Origin of the sequence: Vibrio fluvialis (genome assembly GCF_900460245.1) — a bacterium.
Classification (GTDB): Bacteria; Pseudomonadota; Gammaproteobacteria; order Enterobacterales; family Vibrionaceae; genus Vibrio; species Vibrio fluvialis.
On sequence record NZ_UHIP01000001.1, the window covers coordinates 1,486,050 to 1,501,433 of the forward strand.

The 15,384-nt window shown below is 49.7% G+C and carries 14 protein-coding genes; 9 read left to right on the plus strand and 5 right to left on the minus strand.

The features are described from left to right. Positions 1 to 68 precede the first annotated feature (68 nt). From DYA43_RS07010 to cobB, 9 genes are all read left to right on the plus strand, one after another. Positions 69 to 1,730 carry a 4Fe-4S binding protein gene (locus DYA43_RS07010; protein ID WP_061056513.1) on the plus strand — a complete coding sequence of 554 codons (1,662 nt, stop codon included), beginning with the start codon at positions 69 to 71 and terminating at the stop codon, positions 1,728 to 1,730. A 10-nt stretch (positions 1,731 to 1,740) separates the two neighbouring features. Next, positions 1,741 to 2,385, plus strand: a complete 645-nt coding sequence (locus DYA43_RS07015) for a TorD/DmsD family molecular chaperone (RefSeq protein ID WP_020331053.1) — start codon at positions 1,741 to 1,743, stop codon at positions 2,383 to 2,385. A gap of 75 nt (positions 2,386 to 2,460) precedes the next feature. After that, positions 2,461 to 2,658 (plus strand): twin-arginine translocation signal domain-containing protein, encoded by a 198-nt coding sequence (locus DYA43_RS07020; protein ID WP_032081416.1) that lies wholly within the window; start codon positions 2,461 to 2,463, stop codon positions 2,656 to 2,658. 10 nt (positions 2,659 to 2,668) lie between these two features. Continuing rightward, entirely contained in the window at positions 2,669 to 5,524 is a 2,856-nt protein-coding gene (locus DYA43_RS07025) for a formate dehydrogenase subunit alpha (protein ID WP_020331055.1), read from the plus strand. Positions 5,525 to 5,535: 11 nt separating this feature from the next. Next, positions 5,536 to 6,144 carry a formate dehydrogenase FDH3 subunit beta gene (gene fdh3B, locus DYA43_RS07030; RefSeq protein ID WP_004725926.1) on the plus strand — a complete coding sequence of 203 codons (609 nt, stop codon included), beginning with the start codon at positions 5,536 to 5,538 and terminating at the stop codon, positions 6,142 to 6,144. A gap of 6 nt (positions 6,145 to 6,150) precedes the next feature. Next, complete coding sequence (locus DYA43_RS07035; protein ID WP_061057217.1) at positions 6,151 to 7,215, plus strand: formate dehydrogenase subunit gamma; 1,065 nt, start codon at positions 6,151 to 6,153, stop codon at positions 7,213 to 7,215. Then, positions 7,202 to 7,624 (plus strand): hypothetical protein, encoded by a 423-nt coding sequence (locus DYA43_RS07040; protein WP_061056514.1) that lies wholly within the window; start codon positions 7,202 to 7,204, stop codon positions 7,622 to 7,624. Before DYA43_RS07035 ends, DYA43_RS07040 begins: the two co-directional genes overlap by 14 nt. A gap of 314 nt (positions 7,625 to 7,938) precedes the next feature. Next, on the plus strand, positions 7,939 to 9,159 hold the full coding sequence (locus DYA43_RS07045) for an ammonium transporter (protein ID WP_020431034.1): 1,221 nt from the start codon (positions 7,939 to 7,941) through the stop codon (positions 9,157 to 9,159). Between the two features lie 169 nt (positions 9,160 to 9,328). Next, positions 9,329 to 10,066, plus strand: a complete 738-nt coding sequence (gene cobB, locus DYA43_RS07050; RefSeq protein WP_024374475.1) for a Sir2 family NAD+-dependent deacetylase — start codon at positions 9,329 to 9,331, stop codon at positions 10,064 to 10,066. A gap of 42 nt (positions 10,067 to 10,108) precedes the next feature. On the opposite strand, the gene DYA43_RS07055 is transcribed toward cobB, so the two are convergent. From DYA43_RS07055 to potA, 5 genes are all read right to left on the minus strand, one after another. Continuing rightward, complete coding sequence (locus DYA43_RS07055) at positions 10,109 to 11,149, minus strand: extracellular solute-binding protein (RefSeq protein WP_020432330.1); 1,041 nt, start codon at positions 11,147 to 11,149, stop codon at positions 10,109 to 10,111. A 124-nt stretch (positions 11,150 to 11,273) separates the two neighbouring features. Further along, complete coding sequence (locus DYA43_RS07060; protein ID WP_024374474.1) at positions 11,274 to 12,305, minus strand: extracellular solute-binding protein; 1,032 nt, start codon at positions 12,303 to 12,305, stop codon at positions 11,274 to 11,276. Positions 12,306 to 12,404: 99 nt separating this feature from the next. After that, on the minus strand, positions 12,405 to 13,175 hold the full coding sequence (potC, locus tag DYA43_RS07065; RefSeq protein WP_020331062.1) for a spermidine/putrescine ABC transporter permease PotC: 771 nt from the start codon (positions 13,173 to 13,175) through the stop codon (positions 12,405 to 12,407). Beyond that, on the minus strand, positions 13,175 to 14,032 hold the full coding sequence (gene potB / locus DYA43_RS07070; protein ID WP_024374473.1) for a spermidine/putrescine ABC transporter permease PotB: 858 nt from the start codon (positions 14,030 to 14,032) through the stop codon (positions 13,175 to 13,177). Before potB ends, potC begins: the two co-directional genes overlap by 1 nt. After that, positions 14,016 to 15,152, minus strand: a complete 1,137-nt coding sequence (gene potA, locus DYA43_RS07075) for a spermidine/putrescine ABC transporter ATP-binding protein PotA (RefSeq protein ID WP_020331064.1) — start codon at positions 15,150 to 15,152, stop codon at positions 14,016 to 14,018. Before potA ends, potB begins: the two co-directional genes overlap by 17 nt. Positions 15,153 to 15,384: the final 232 nt, after the last annotated feature.

Here is a 15,384-nt window from a genome sequence, read left to right on the forward strand (position 1 = left end):
ACGCTAATTGCTATTTTCATCAAAAAAGAGCGAACACTCGAGATTCGCTCAGATAATGGAAACGAGCAATGTTAAAACAATTTCTGCAACAAGCGACTTCACCGAATGGAAGTGCGCGGTGGTTTGCTATTGAGAACACCGTCGAACTGACTAATTTGATTCCGCCAACCGTCAGCTATGAAAGCGGCGGGCATACTTTGATTCTCGGTCCTACCAGTCTTATCGAGCGCACGGCGCTGCAATTGTCCCAAATGGCCTCAGTCACTCTGCTGTCAATTGATGGCGAGCAGGGTACTCATGACAAACTTTACTTCGCGGATACCGTTGAAATCAGCGGCTTTTTAGGTGCGTTTAAAGTCATCGTTGAGAATCATGGCCTGAATATCAATCTCGCCAACGCGGCTATTGATCACGACTGCTTTGATATCGTGCTGGATATGTCGCTCAACGGCGTGATGAGCGAAGAAGTGCCTGTTCCGGGCTATTTCCCAGTCGGTCGCGGCTTTCCAAAACTCTCCGATGCGCTGGAAGAAATACCGGAACTGATGGGGACATTTGATAAACCAAAATATTTCCGTCTTGATACCGATTTGTGCGCGCACTCATCGCGCGGCGTAAAAGGCTGTGAACGTTGTGTCGATGCGTGTCCGGCGGGCGCTTTGTCCAGTGAAGGGTCAGAAAAGACCGGTCATCGCATTCAAATCAACCCCTATCTATGTCAGGGCGTCGGTACCTGTGCGACCTCCTGTCCGACAGAAGCAATTCGCTACGCGCTGCCAAACCCGACTGATACGCAGAAATTCATTGAGCGTTTGCTGAATAACTATCATCAGGCTGGCGGCGAAAAGCCGATAGTGCTGATCTGTAGCTCACGTCACGAACAATACAACCTGATGGCGCTGCGAGTACTGCCTGAAAAAGTCATTCCAGTGACGGTCGAAGAGCTGCCTTCGGTCGGTATCGATACCTGGTTTGCTGCACTGGTGAATGGCGCAACTCAGGTACTGTTTGCCGCCAGTCGACACATGCCGCCAACCATTCTGCGCATTCTCAATCAGGAAGTGAGTATGGCGCAGAGTTTTCTGGCCCATCTCGGTATCCGTAAAGAAACCATCGACATTCTTTATCTCGAATCACTACGCGAAGCGGCGCCGACACTGTGCGATGAGCCACTTGGCCTGAATTTGGGAGAGCTGGAAGGCAAAAAACGCGACCGTTTATATGTCGCGCTTGATGCGCTGGCGACGGCGCGTGGCACAGAACCTGGCGCGCAACCACTGGCGGCCACTGCACCTTATGGTGCGATTGAGTGTTCGACTACCGATTGCACCTTGTGCATGAGCTGTGTCGCGGTGTGTCCAACCCGAGCACTGCATCACGAAGGCGATTCCCCCTCACTCAAGTTCATTGAACAAGACTGCGTGCAATGCGGTTTGTGCGTGAAAGCATGCCCAGAGAAAGCGTTAACGGCGGTTCAACAACTCAATTGGAACGCCGCTCAGCGCCAATCGGTGGTGACTTTGCATCAGGAAGAACCAGCAAAATGCCTGCGTTGCCATAAACCTTTTGCGCCGCAATCAATGATCACCATGCTACAAAATAAGTTACGCGGTCACTCACATTTCTCTGATCAGGCGTCACTCGATCGCATTGCGATGTGCGAGGACTGCCGTGTTGTCGATGTGTTTGAGTCGATGGCGAGCGATCCAGAAAAACAACTGCGCTACTGAGGAGCACGAGATGGAACACGATTCGTTGAATGAAACTACCGCATCGATGCGATCCGATATCTATCTGTTGCTGGCTACGCTGCTGCGCGATGCTCCATCGCCTTCGCTGGTGGACTTCCTCAGCCAGTTAGAGAACGAGAACAATGGCACACCGATGGCAGATGCATGGCGCGCACTGAGTGCTGCTGCTCAAACCGTTGAGCGTGATGAACTGGAACAGGAGTACCAAGAGCTGTTTATCGGCATCGGCCGTGGCGAGGTTGTACCTTTTGCGTCGTGGCACCTGACCGGTTCGCTGATGGAAAAGCCGCTGGCAGAAATCCGCTTCCATTTAAATGAACTCGGGCTCGAGCGCGATGAGTCGGTGAAAGAACCCGAAGATCACATGGCGGCATTGTGTGAAACCATGGCGTATCTGTGCGAGGGCGACGACAACGCGCAACAGGCGTTCTTTAATCGCCACATTTCACCGTGGTTTGAAAAGCTGGTGGATCAGATTCAACACGCTCAGCACGCCCGGTTTTATCTGTCTGTGGCTCAGCTGCTTCAGGCCTTTCTCTCACTGGAGAATATCGCCCTGACGCAAGCACCACCGAGCCGCCGAAATACACACCGGATTGAGGTGAAAAACCTCACCGACAAAGCTCAACAATGAATACAACAAAGCAGACGAACCAATCCATGTTGACCACTCCGTATTGGAAAGCGGGAACGGGAAAAGGAAGCAATGATGAAAAAAGAAAAACCGATTAACGAAAGCAGACGTGAACTGCTCAAAGGTCTGGGAACCGCTGCTGTTGCAGGTGCCGTTGTCGCTGGTGTTTCTCAGCAAGCTGTCGCGAGCGAGAGTCCTGTCGAAACTAAAAACACTCTGAAAAAAGGGTATCACGAAACTCAGCACATTCGTGATTACTACGAAACGCTATAGGAGCGCAGCGATGAGATTAACCAAACGTTCAGACAGCACGAGCAAGGAACAGAATCAGCTGGGCATCAGCCGCCGTGCATTCATGAAAAATACCTCTTTGGCCGCTGGCGGTGCTGCGGTTGGCGCTGCACTATTTGCGCCAGGCATGATTAAGAAAGCGCAAGCGAATGAAGTCGATCGCAGCGCAAAAACCGAAGTCAAACGTACCATTTGTTCACACTGTTCTGTGGGCTGTGGCATTTACGCCGAGGTTCAAAATGGCGTATGGACCGGCCAGGAGCCTGCTTTCGATCATCCGTTTAATGCCGGCGGCCACTGTGCAAAAGGCGCTGCGCTGCGCGAACACGGCCACGGTGAACGCCGCCTCAAATATCCGATGAAATTGGAAGGTGGCAAATGGAAAAAGATCTCTTGGGATCAAGCCATCAATGAAATCGGTGATGAAGTGATGCGGATTCGCGAAGAGTCCGGCCCGGATTCGGTCTACTGGCTGGGCAGTGCCAAACACAGCAACGAGCAAGCGTATCTGTTCCGCAAAATGGCGTCGATTTGGGGCACCAACAACGTCGACCACCAGGCGCGTATCTGTCACTCCACCACGGTAGCAGGTGTTGCTAACACCTGGGGTTATGGCGCAATGACCAACTCGTTTAACGACATGCACAATTGTAAGTCGATTCTGTTTATCGGTTCCAACCCCGCTGAAGCGCACCCGGTAGCGATGCAGCACATCCTGATCGCGAAAGAGAAGAACAGTTGTAAGATCGTGGTTGCGGATCCTCGTCGCACTCGCACTGCAGCAAAAGCGGACTATTTTGTCGCTCTGCGTCCAGGTACGGATGTGGCCTTTATCTGGGGCATTCTGTGGCACGTTTTCAACAATAAATGGGAAGACAAAGAGTTCATCCGTCAGCGCGTATTTGGCATGGATGAGATTCGTGCTGAAGTCGAGAAATGGAACCCTAAAGAAGTTGAGCGCGTCACGGGCATTTCAGAAGAAGAGGTCTACCAGACCGCGAAAATTCTGTCTGAAAACCGTCCGGGTTGCGTAGTGTGGTGTATGGGCGGAACCCAGCACACCACGGGTAACAACAATACCCGTGCGTACTGTGTGCTGGAGCTGGCACTGGGTAACTTGGGTAAGTCGGGTGGCGGCGCAAACATTTTCCGTGGCCACGATAACGTGCAGGGCGCAACAGACCTTGGCGTGCTATCGCATACGCTGCCTGGCTACTACGGACTGGCAGATGGTGCGTGGAAACACTGGTGCCGCGTTTGGGATATTGACTTTGCCTGGCTGAAAGATCGTTTTGATCAAAACGAATATCGCGGTCAGAAACCAATGAATAATATGGGCATTCCGGTTTCTCGCTGGATTGATGGCGTGCTGGAAAACAAAGAGAACATCGAGCAACGCGACAACATTCGCGCGATGTTCTATTGGGGCCATGCGGTGAACTCGCAGACCCGCGGTGTTGAAATGAAAAAGGCGATGGAAAAGCTGGATATGATGGTCATCGTGGACCCGTATCCCACCGTCGCTGCGGTCATGAACGATCGTACCGACGGCGTGTATCTGCTGCCGGCTACCACACAATTCGAAACCTACGGCAGTGTGACGGCGTCCAACCGCTCGATTCAGTGGCGTGATCAGGTCATTCAACCGCTGTTCGACTCTAAGCCAGACCACGAAATCATGTACCTGATGTCGAAAAAACTCGGTATCGCCGATCAAGTATTCAAACACATTCAGGTTGAGAACAATCAACCGGTAATTGAAGACGTCACTCGCGAATTCAACCGCGGCATGTGGACAGTCGGTTATACCGGTCAGAGCCCTGAGCGTCTCAAAGCGCACCAACAAAACTGGCACACATTCCATAAAACCACGTTAGCTGCGGAAGGCGGACCGGTGCACGGTGAAACCTACGGCTTACCTTGGCCATGTTGGGGCACGCCAGAAATGAAACACCCGGGCACACACATTCTGTACGACACGTCCAAAACCGTTGCCGATGGCGGTGGTACTTTCCGTGCGCGCTACGGGGTGGAGTTCGAAGGTAAGAGCCTGCTGGCGGAAGACAGTTTCTCGAAAGGCAGTGAGATTGAAGACGGCTATCCGGAATTCAGCGATAAGATGCTGAAACATTTGGGATGGTGGGACGATCTGACACCAGAAGAGAAAGCGGAAGCCGAAGGTAAGAACTGGAAAACCGACCTTTCCGGCGGTATTCAACGTGTGGCGATCAAACACGGCTGTATTCCGTTTGGTAACGCCAAAGCCCGTGCGATTGTCTGGACGTTCCCTGACCGCGTGCCTCTGCACCGCGAACCGCTCTATACGCCGCGTCGCGACCTGATTGCTGATTACCCAACGTGGGATGATGCCGAGTCGATTTATCGTTTACCAACCCTGTACAAATCGATTCAGGATAAAGACGTCTCGAAAGAGTACCCCATCATTCTGACGTCCGGCCGTTTAGTGGAATACGAAGGTGGCGGTGAAGAAACCCGTTCAAACCCTTGGCTGGCCGAGCTTCAACAAGAGATGTTTGTGGAAGTGAACCCGAAAGATGCCAACGATCTCGGCTTTAAAGATGGCGAGTACGTGTGGGTGGAAGGCGCAGAAAAAGGCCGCATCCATGTGAAAGCCATGGTCACACGCCGCGTGAAACCGGGCATGGCGTTCATTCCATTCCACTTCGGCGGTATTTATCAGGGCGAAGATTTACGCAGCAAATACCCAGAAGGTACTCAACCTTACGTTGTCGGTGATTCAGCGAACATTGCGACCACCTACGGTTACGATCCAACCACTCAAATGCAGGAAACCAAAGTCACCCTGTGTAACATTCGTAAGGCGTAAGGAGCGCAATTATGGCCAGAATGAAATTCCTATGTGACACCAAACGCTGTATCGAGTGTAACGGTTGTGTCACCGCATGTAAGAACGAAAACGACGATGCATTAGAGTGGGGCATTCAGCGCCGCCGCGTTGTCACCCTGAACGATGGCGAGCCGGGCGAAAACTCGATTTCCGTGGCGTGTATGCACTGTACGGATGCGCCATGTATGGCGGTGTGTCCAGCGGACTGTTTTGTGCATACCGAAGACGGGATCGTGCTGCACAACAAAGATCTGTGTATCGGTTGTGGTTACTGCCTGTTTGCGTGTCCGTTTGGCGCGCCACAGTTTCCGAAACAATCGGCATTCGGTGAACGCGGCAAGATGGACAAATGTACCTTCTGCGCTGGCGGTCCCGAAACTGAGCCCGGTTCTGAGGAAGAGCGTAAGAAATATGGCGCCAACCGTATTGCTGAAGGCAAGTTGCCCATGTGTGCCTCTTTGTGCTCAACCAAAGCACTGATGGCAGGTGATGCCGAAAAAGTGTCTGACATCTTCCGTCAACGCGTCGTGGAGCGCGGTGCGAAAGGTGCAGGTTGGACAGACGGTGAAGATCTCTCTTACGACGCAACAAGGAGCTAAGTGGTGATGCGACACAGATTGATGCGCGCCACTCGTTATGTGCTGCCGCTATTGGCAGCACTGATGTGCTTTGCTGTTCAACCTTCGTTTGCCGAAGAGAAAAGCAAACCGGACGTGGTGCAAAGAGAAATAACCCAACTGGCCGGGGCTGATTACTGGCGTCAGGTTCGCCAAGGAGAAGAGGGGTATACGACTTCTCAATCTCCTGAACACGGTGTTTTGATCAGTAAACCCGGTGAAACCTGGTTCATCCTGAAAGAGAAATGGATGTCTCCAGCCGGTGCAGTCGCCATTTTTGGCAGCATTGCCATGGTGATTCTGGCGTACGTGCTGCTTGGCCCCTTAATGCTGAGCAAGCCACGAACCGGCCGCAAGCTCAAACGCTGGTCGCGCCTGGATCGTGCGCTGCACTGGAGCATGGCGTTTACCTTTTTGACCCTGGCGTTTAGTGGTTTGATGCTGGTTTATGGCAAACATTTCCTTAAGCCGTATGTACCGACAGAACTGTGGGGCTTTATCGTGTATGCCGCCAAGCAGTATCACAACTATATGGGCCCGATTTTCTTCGTTCTGCTGCTGTTTATTCTGCTCAAGTGGTGGCGTAAATCGCTGTTCAATAAAGTGGATCTCCAGTGGTTTATGAAGCTGGGCGGCATGGCGGGCAAACATAAAGGCAGTCATCCTTCGGCCGGATTCTCCAATGGCGGTGAAAAGGCCATCTACTGGCTTCTGATCTTCTTTGGAACCTTTGCCGCTTTCAGCGGTTTGGTGCTCGATTTCCCAATTTTCGGCCAGACTCGCCGAGATATGGAGCTGTCGAATCTGACGCACATGGTGTCAGCGTTGATCCTGATCTGTGGCTTTATCTTCCACATCTACATCGGTTTGTTCGGTATGGAAGGCGCGCTGGAAGGCATGGTGACGGGTAAAGTTGATGAAACCTGGGCCAAAGAGCATCACGATCTTTGGTACGAAGAGATGAAGCAGCAAGGCCAGATTGAAGCGGCTGAAACCGCAGAAACCAAGGTACCGAAAGTCGCTACAGGAGAGCCAAAGCATGAAACCCGCTAGTCAAAATAGTGCGTTGTGGTTTGTGTATATTGCGAGCCTGCTGACCCCGTTCACCTGTTTGCTGTCCGGAGTTATCGGGATTATTTACGCAGGCTATCGTCTGGACAAGAACGAAGATGGGGAGGTGGCGAATTCTCACTATTACGGACTGATTCGCAGCTTCTTTCTGTTTCTGACGTTTTTCGTGGTGTTGCTCGTCACGGTCGCGACCTCAAATGGGTTGATCATCGGGGTGAACCGTTACTGGTATGCTCATTCCTGGTTAAGTACCGTGGGTTATGCTATTCCGTATATCGGTGCGTTCATCGCATTGTTTGCCATCGCAATCTGGATAGGACGAATGCTGCAGGGGATGAGTCAGTTAAAAAACGACATTCCTCACAAACCATCCAAAGGTCCCAATCTCTGATTACGCACCCGGTTTAATACCGGGTGTTTTTTTGCCACATCTCTGTGCGCATCAATATTGTGCTTTTGCTCCATACTAGTGCAACAAAGCGCCCTCACTTGACTCAACAACGAATCATTCTCGATTACCAACCTCAACTAAAGTCTTATTTATCATTAATTTAAATAAAAATAGTGTCTTGTTCATACTCTTATTAATAATTGGAACACATCTTGCTCCATGAGAGAAAAATTATAACTTTCTCACCAATTTGGTGAACTTTTAAACAAGTGGCACAGGATTAGTGCACCACTTTGCAATGGAGTATAACGAGAATGAGTGAAACCGTAAGTCAGGTACAAGGTGCCGTTCAAACCCTGACCCAAAGTTCAGATACCTTATTTTTGCTGCTTGGCGCCATTATGGTGTTTTTGATGCACGCGGGATTTGCATTTCTGGAAGTGGGAACCGTACGAAAGAAGAACCAAGTCAACGCGTTGGTTAAAATTCTCGCCGACTTCGGCGTCTCTACCATCGCGTACTTCTTTATTGGTTACTGGATAGCGTATGGCGCCAACTTCTTTTCTGATGCCGCCACGTTGTCGCAAGGCAACGGCTACGAGCTGGTTAAATTCTTCTTTTTGCTGACGTTTGCCGCAGCCATTCCCGCCATCGTATCGGGCGGTATTGCTGAGCGCGCCCGTTTTTACCCAATCTTGATGGCCACATTTTTTACCGTTGGTTTGGTCTACCCATTCTTCGAAGGCATCATCTGGAACGGTAACTTTGGTATTCAAGCCTGGTTTGAAACCACATTTGGTATGGGTTTCCATGATTTTGCCGGCTCTGTGGTGGTTCATGGCGTTGGCGGCTGGATTGCGCTGATCGCGGTTATCTTTCTCGGCATGCGTAAAGGCCGTATTCGTGCGGGCAAACACACCAACTTTGCGCCGTCCAACATTCCGTTTCTGGCGTTAGGTGCTTGGATCCTGTGTGTGGGTTGGTTCGGCTTTAACGTCATGTCTGCGCAAACACTGAATGGTATCAGTGGCTTGGTGGCAATGAACTCATTGATGGCGATGGTTGGTGGTATTCTGGCCGCACTGGTCGTGGGTAAAAACGACCCGGGCTTTATCCACAACGGTCCGCTTGCTGGTTTAGTCGCTGTGTGTGCTGGCTCCGATCTGATGCACCCACTGGGCGCGCTGGTCACTGGCGTTGTCGCTGGCGCATTGTTTGTCTGGCTGTTTACTCAGTTACAGAATAAAACCAAAATTGATGACGTATTGGGTGTATGGCCGCTACATGGCGTGTGCGGAGCCTGGGGCGGCATCGCCGCTGGCATCTTCGGCCAATCGGCTTTGGGTGGTCTGGGAGGCGTCAGCTTCACCGTTCAGGTAATAGGCACGCTAATGGGGATTGCAGTTGCAGTCGTCGGTGCATTTATCGTTTACGGCACACTGGATAAAGTGTCTGGTTTACGCCTGTCCGAAGAAGACGAATTCAACGGAGCGGATTTGGCCATTCATAAAATTTCATCGGTTAACGAAGAGTAATCGGCCACATTCTGCAATGAAAGAGCGGGCCATGTGCCTGCTCTTTTGTTTTTGAGGTCACAGAAGTTAGTTTCACTGTTTAAATTTATACTATGGTCTAACCCCCAAAACTAGGGATGTCCGGGCATCGGTGCTAAGCTAGCCGAAAAGCAAAACAAAAGGATGTTGTATGAATTTTCCGTATCGCAATGTTGTCATCCTGACTGGCGCGGGCATCTCAGCAGAATCCGGTATTCAGACTTTCCGTGCCCAGGACGGACTTTGGGAAAATCACCGAATCGAAGATGTCGCCACTCCGGAAGGGTTTGAAAGAGACCCTGATCTGGTGCAAGACTTCTACAATCAGCGTCGTCGTAAACTGCAATCCGAGAGCATTCGACCAAATGCTGCGCACATCGCACTCGGTAAGCTGGAACAAGAACTCGACGGCAACGTCACCATCATTACTCAGAACATCGATAACCTGCATGAGCGAGGCGGAAGCCACAATGTTATTCATATGCATGGAGAACTGCTTAAAGCACGCTGTAGCGTTTCTAATCAGGTTATTGAGCACAAAGAGGATCTGCTGACGGGGGAACTGTGTCATTGCTGTCAGATTCCCTCTCAGCTGCGCCCACATATTGTCTGGTTTGGTGAAATGCCGCTGCGTATGGGCGATATCTATGCTGCGCTGGAAGAAGCCGACCTGTTTATTTCAATCGGCACCTCCGGGGTCGTCTATCCGGCGGCAGGTTTTGTGCACGATGCCAAAATGCATGGCGCGCATACGATTGAAATCAACCTCGAACCCAGTGCGGTTGAGAGCGAGTTTGCCGAGAAACGCTACGGTAAAGCGAGTGTCGAGGTTCCGCAATTAGTGGAAGAGATACTGGCGTTGCAAAAGCCGTCGTTCAAGCACGCATAAGCTTGAGCTAAATAAGAAAAAAGCGGCCAATGGCCGCTTTTTTTAGTTGTTGTTCACTTTGAGTTTCTGGAAGTATTCTTCGTAAAGCGCCGCCGCTTCACCCACTTCGTCTTGCCAAACGCCACTGTCCATCACCGACTGGGGAGGGAAGACGTTAGGATCGTTGGCAAACTCAGCTGGCAGCAGCTTATAAGCGGTTTTAACCGGAGTCGGGTAGCCAATCTCTAGTGCAATTTTCGCCGCATTCTCAGGACGCAGCAGGAAGTCGATCATCTTATGCGCAGCTTCAACGTTCTTCGCACCAGCAGGAATCGCCAGGCTGTCCATCCAGAAGATGGTGCCTTTTTCAGGCCAGATGATTTCAATTGGCGCGCCTTCTTCACGAGCCATGTAAGCCGAACCATTCCACAGCATACCCAGAGACACTTCACCGGCCAGATATGGGTTTGCAGGGAAATCTGAGTTGAACACCAGCACGTTTGGCATCAGCTTCTTCAGCTCATGATAAGCAGCTTCAATCTCTTTCGGATCTGTGGTGTTAGGGGAGTAACCCAGCTTAGTCAGTGCGATGTGGAACACTTCACGAGCGTCATCCATCATCATCAGTTGGCCTTCCCATTTGGCATCCCACAGGTCGCCCCAGTTTTTCACTGATGATTTGTCGAGCATGTCAGTATTGATACCGATACCCGTAGCGCCCCAGATATAAGGGATTGAGTATTTGTTATCCGGATCGAAAGGCTTATTTAAATAGTTAGGATCCAGGTCCGCAAAGTGACTCAACTTTGACTTGTCGATTTCGCGCAACATACCTTCTTTGCGCATTTTTGAAACGAAGTAGGTTGACGGTACAACCAGATCGTACCCCGAACCTTGAGTCTTCAACTTCGCGTACATGCTCTCGTTGGATTCGTAGGTGGAGTAGATGACTTTGATTCCGGTTTCCTTGGTGAAGTCTTCCAAAACTTCATTAGGAATATATTCAGACCAGTTGTAGAAATAGAGTTCTTGGTCCTCAGCCATTGCATTGGTAGTGAATAGAGTCGCAGCACATAATGCGCCAGCATACAGTTTACTTTTCATTACTTTTCCATGATTTAGTGCAAGAGCCTAATCAGGCAAGAGCGAGTTTATAGAAGGGGACGAGTATAACAGCTCAAAAAAAAATAGGCAGCTAATGCCGCCTATTTCATTCATTTTAAGGGAATTATTGACCCGCTTTCAGCTTCATGAAGTAGTCTTCATATTTCACTGTTTTGTCGCCAACAGCTGCTTGCCATTCTACGCGATCAAGATCTTCCTGAGATGGGAACAGTGGTGCCACATCTTTGAACTTGTCGTTCGATGCTTTAACACCCGTCAGGTAGCCTGTGTCACGTGAGATTTGCTCTGCGATTTCAGGACGTAGCAGGAAGTCGATCATCTTATGTGCCGCTTCAATGTTTTTCGCGCCTGATGCGATAGCAAAGTTATCAACCCAACCGATACCGCCTTCTTTAGGGAAAACAAGTTTCAGTGGCAGACCTTCTTTCTGGGCCGCTGCCGCAGAACCGTTCCACAGCATACCCAGACCAACTTCACCTGACAGGTAAGGTGCTGCTGGGTTGTCTGAGTTGAATACCAATACGTTTGGCATCAGTTTTTGTAGCTCGGCGTATGCTTCGTCGATCTGTTTGTCGTCAGTGGTGTTACCTGAGTAGCCCAGCTTGCGCAGCGCAATGTGGAACACTTCGCGAGTGTCATCCATCAGCATCAGTTGACCAGCCAGTTCCGGTTTCCACAGGTCGCCCCAGCTTTGGAAATCGTTTGGATCATACATGTCTGTGTTTACCGCCAGACCAGTAATCGCCACAACGTGAGGAATAGAGTAGTCGTTGTTTGGATCATAAGGTTTGTTCAGATAGTTTGGATCCAAGTTTTTGAAGTTTGATAGTTTAGACTTATCAATTTTCTGAAGCATACCTTCATCACGCATCTTAGAGACGAAGTAGGTTGAAGGAACAACCAGATCGTAACCTTCGTTATGCGTTTTTAGCTTGGCATACAGTGTCTCATTCGACTCGTAAGTCGAGTAGATGACTTTGATGCCTGTTTCTTTCGTAAACTGTTCCAGAATGCCGCTGTTGATGTACGGTCCCCAGTTCATGAATACCAGCTCTTTATCTTCCGCTGCTGCTGTACCAGAGAACAGGGAAAGCGCACATGCACTACCAGCTAATAGAGTAGCCCATTTTTTCATTGACGTTAGCTCCAAACCAAACGTTGCCCAACGGGGCGTTAGATAGAAAAACAGAATGACGTAAGTCATTCTGTTTCGTGCCTTTTTAGAAAGTGGATTCTACTTCACTTTTTCCCTTGCTAACAACTGTGAAGTGATAACAAGTATTAACGAAACCACTAACATTACTGTAGCAAGTGCGTTGACTTCAGGTGAAATACCCACTTTAACCATGGAATAAATCTTCAACGGCAGGATTTCATACGTCGGGCCGGTGACAAAAGAGCTGATAATCACGTCATCCAGAGACAAGGTGAAACTCAATAGCCAACCCGCAGCGACGGCCGGTTTTGCCAATGGCAGAATGATTTTCTTCAAGATCACCCACTCACTGGCGCCTAAGTCTTTTGCAGCTTCTAACATTTTCACGTCAAAACCATTCAGGCGGCTGTATACCGACACCACGACGAATGGCAAACAGAATGTAATGTGCGCAATCAGCAGGGTAAAGAAGCCCAGTTTTGCGCCCAACACTAAGAATAGCGCAAGCAGAGAAATTGCCATCACAATATCTGGGGACATCATCACAACAAACAGCATGCCGTTGACCATGTTCTTACCTTTGAATTGGTAACGGAACAGGGCAACTGCCGTCAGGCTGCCGATAATTGTCGCTGCTGTGGCCGAAAAGACCGCAACGTTCAGTGAGTGCCAAGCCGCTTGCATCAGGCTGTCGTTCGCCACCAGAGCGTGATACCACTTGGTCGTGAAACCACCCCATTTAATGCCGAATTTGTTGTCGTTGAACGAGTTGGCAATCAGCACGATGATTGGTAGGTACAAAAACAAGTACACCAAGCTCATAAAGCTAAATCTAACTGCTTTTCCCATTAGTCCAGCTCCACTTTCTTGTTCAATAGTTTACCTGCGCGGTAGTACGCATACAGCATGATTGCCATCGCAATCGTCAGCGCAATACTGGTTGCTGCGCCAAACGGCCAATCACGAGCGTTGAGAACCTGGCTCTTAATCACGTTACCAATCAGCAGGTTCTTCGCACCGCCCAGAAGGTCAGCGATATAGAACATCCCCAGAGCAGGAAGCAGAACCAACAGACAACCGCCGATGATGCCAGGCATCGTCAGAGGCAGAATCACTTTCGTCAGCGTTTGCAGCTTGTTTGCACCCAGGTCACGAGCGGCTTCGATGTAAGTGCCATCGAGCTTCTCGATTGCCGAGTAGAGGGGCAGAATCATAAACGGCAGCAGAATGTACACCAGACCGATCATAACCGCCGTTTCGGTGTACATCAGTCGCAGCGGTGAATCGATCAGACCCATGCCCATCAGAGCTTGGTTAAGAATGCCTTGCGTACCCAGAACAATCTTCAAACCGTAAGTACGGATCAGAGAGTTAGTCCAGAACGGCACAATCACCAGAAACAGCATGATAGGGCGCCATTTCACCGGCATTTTCGCCACGATATATGCAAACGGGTAACCGATGATCAGACACAGAATCGTCGCGACAATGGCCATGTAGAACGAGTGCATCATCACTTTGGCGTACAGCGGATCCAGCAAGCGAGCGTAGTTTTCAAACGTGAACGTCAAATCAATCAGATTCGCTTCGTCACGAGTCAGAAAACTGGTACCGATAATCATCAGGTTAGGAAGCAGTACGAACAGCACCAACCAACCGACGATAAGGGTAATAATCGCGTTCTGAAGACTAAGCTTTTTGCTCATCATTGAGGACTACCTCCCAGCTTTCAACCCAAGTGATAGCGACTTTCTGGCCGATAGAGTGATCCACATCCGGATCATCTTCGTTAAAGAATTCGCTGACCAATACGCGCATACCAGAATCTTCCAGCTCGATAATCGATTCCAGAGTCATACCTTTGTAAGTACGGTCGGTCACGTGACCCACGATACCGTTGGTTTCAGACTCTTTGATTTCTTCAATGCGTAAGTCTTCAGGACGAAGGAGGACTTGCAGCTTTTCACCGGCGTTAACAGCGTTGTCGTAGTAAACAATCGCGTCTACACCATCAATATCGACACGTACGCGCTTCTCATCCAGACGCTCTTGAGCGACGGCGTTGAACACGTTGATTTCGCCGATAAAGCGAGCCACAAACAGGTTTTTAGGATCTTCGTAAATTTCACGCGGAGAGCCATCTTGCTCGATCACACCGTCGCGCATAACAATGATGCGATCAGACATCGACAGGGCTTCTTCCTGATCGTGTGTTACGAAGATAAAGGTAATGCCTAGTTGGCGTTGCAGCTGTTTCAGCTCGATTTGCATCTGCTTACGCAGTTTGTAATCCAGAGCAGACAGAGACTCATCCAGTAGCAGTACTTTAGGTTTGTTGACCACAGCACGCGCAATCGCGATACGTTGTTGCTGACCGCCAGAAAGCTGGTGAGGTTTACGCTGGGCCATTTGTTCCAGTCGCACCATCTTCAGTGCTTCCAGAACACGAGGTTCGATTTCTTCGGTAGGTACTTTCTGCATACGCAGACCAAACGCAACGTTTTCGAACACCGTCATATGTGGGAATAGCGCATAGCTTTGGAAGACAGTGTTGACGTGTCTTTGTTCAGCAGGAACTGAAGTTACATCTTGACTATCCAGCAGAATCTGACCTTCATCTGCCGTCTCAAAACCAGCAATCATTCTCAGTACGGTTGTTTTACCACAACCAGAGGGACCTAATATGGTTAAGAATTCACCGTGGTTTACATCAAGATCTAAGCGACTGATGATTTCCTTACCATCAAAACTTTTGCTAATGCCAGAAAGACGAATAACTGGCTTTCCTACTGAATTTTGTTCGTTCAACGTCTGTTTTTCTCCCACCTTGGTCCGTAGAGTAACTCTACTGATTAGACCTGTTGCAATACACCAAGTAAGGCGCGAATCATAATCATCAAAAGTACGAATTCAAAGTTTTTTCTTATTCTGAAACAGAAAAAATTTTGCACCTAAAAGGAAAGATTACTTACCATAGGCGCTTCGCCTAACTCTCAATGGTTTCAAGTGGTTAATTATCAACCATACTTTTCAGAAAGCAAGATGAGTTTGGCACGCA

Bases quoted from the DNA above. Each gene is read 5' to 3' on its own strand.
- fdh3B (WP_004725926.1), top strand. From the start codon at position 5,536: ATGGCCAGAATGAAATTCCTATGTGACACCAAACGCTGTATCGAGTGT.
- DYA43_RS07060 (WP_024374474.1), bottom strand. From the start codon at position 12,305: ATGAAAAAATGGGCTACTCTATTAGCTGGTAGTGCATGTGCGCTTTCC.
- DYA43_RS07015 (WP_020331053.1), top strand. From the start codon at position 1,741: ATGGAACACGATTCGTTGAATGAAACTACCGCATCGATGCGATCCGAT.
- cobB (WP_024374475.1), top strand. From the start codon at position 9,329: ATGAATTTTCCGTATCGCAATGTTGTCATCCTGACTGGCGCGGGCATC.
- DYA43_RS07055 (WP_020432330.1), bottom strand. From the start codon at position 11,149: ATGAAAAGTAAACTGTATGCTGGCGCATTATGTGCTGCGACTCTATTC.
- potB (WP_024374473.1), bottom strand. From the start codon at position 14,032: ATGAGCAAAAAGCTTAGTCTTCAGAACGCGATTATTACCCTTATCGTC.
- potC (WP_020331062.1), bottom strand. From the start codon at position 13,175: ATGGGAAAAGCAGTTAGATTTAGCTTTATGAGCTTGGTGTACTTGTTT.
- DYA43_RS07035 (WP_061057217.1), top strand. From the start codon at position 6,151: ATGCGACACAGATTGATGCGCGCCACTCGTTATGTGCTGCCGCTATTG.
- DYA43_RS07010 (WP_061056513.1), top strand. From the start codon at position 69: ATGTTAAAACAATTTCTGCAACAAGCGACTTCACCGAATGGAAGTGCG.
- DYA43_RS07045 (WP_020431034.1), top strand. From the start codon at position 7,939: ATGAGTGAAACCGTAAGTCAGGTACAAGGTGCCGTTCAAACCCTGACC.
- DYA43_RS07025 (WP_020331055.1), top strand. From the start codon at position 2,669: ATGAGATTAACCAAACGTTCAGACAGCACGAGCAAGGAACAGAATCAG.
- DYA43_RS07040 (WP_061056514.1), top strand. From the start codon at position 7,202: ATGAAACCCGCTAGTCAAAATAGTGCGTTGTGGTTTGTGTATATTGCG.
- DYA43_RS07020 (WP_032081416.1), top strand. From the start codon at position 2,461: ATGAAAAAAGAAAAACCGATTAACGAAAGCAGACGTGAACTGCTCAAA.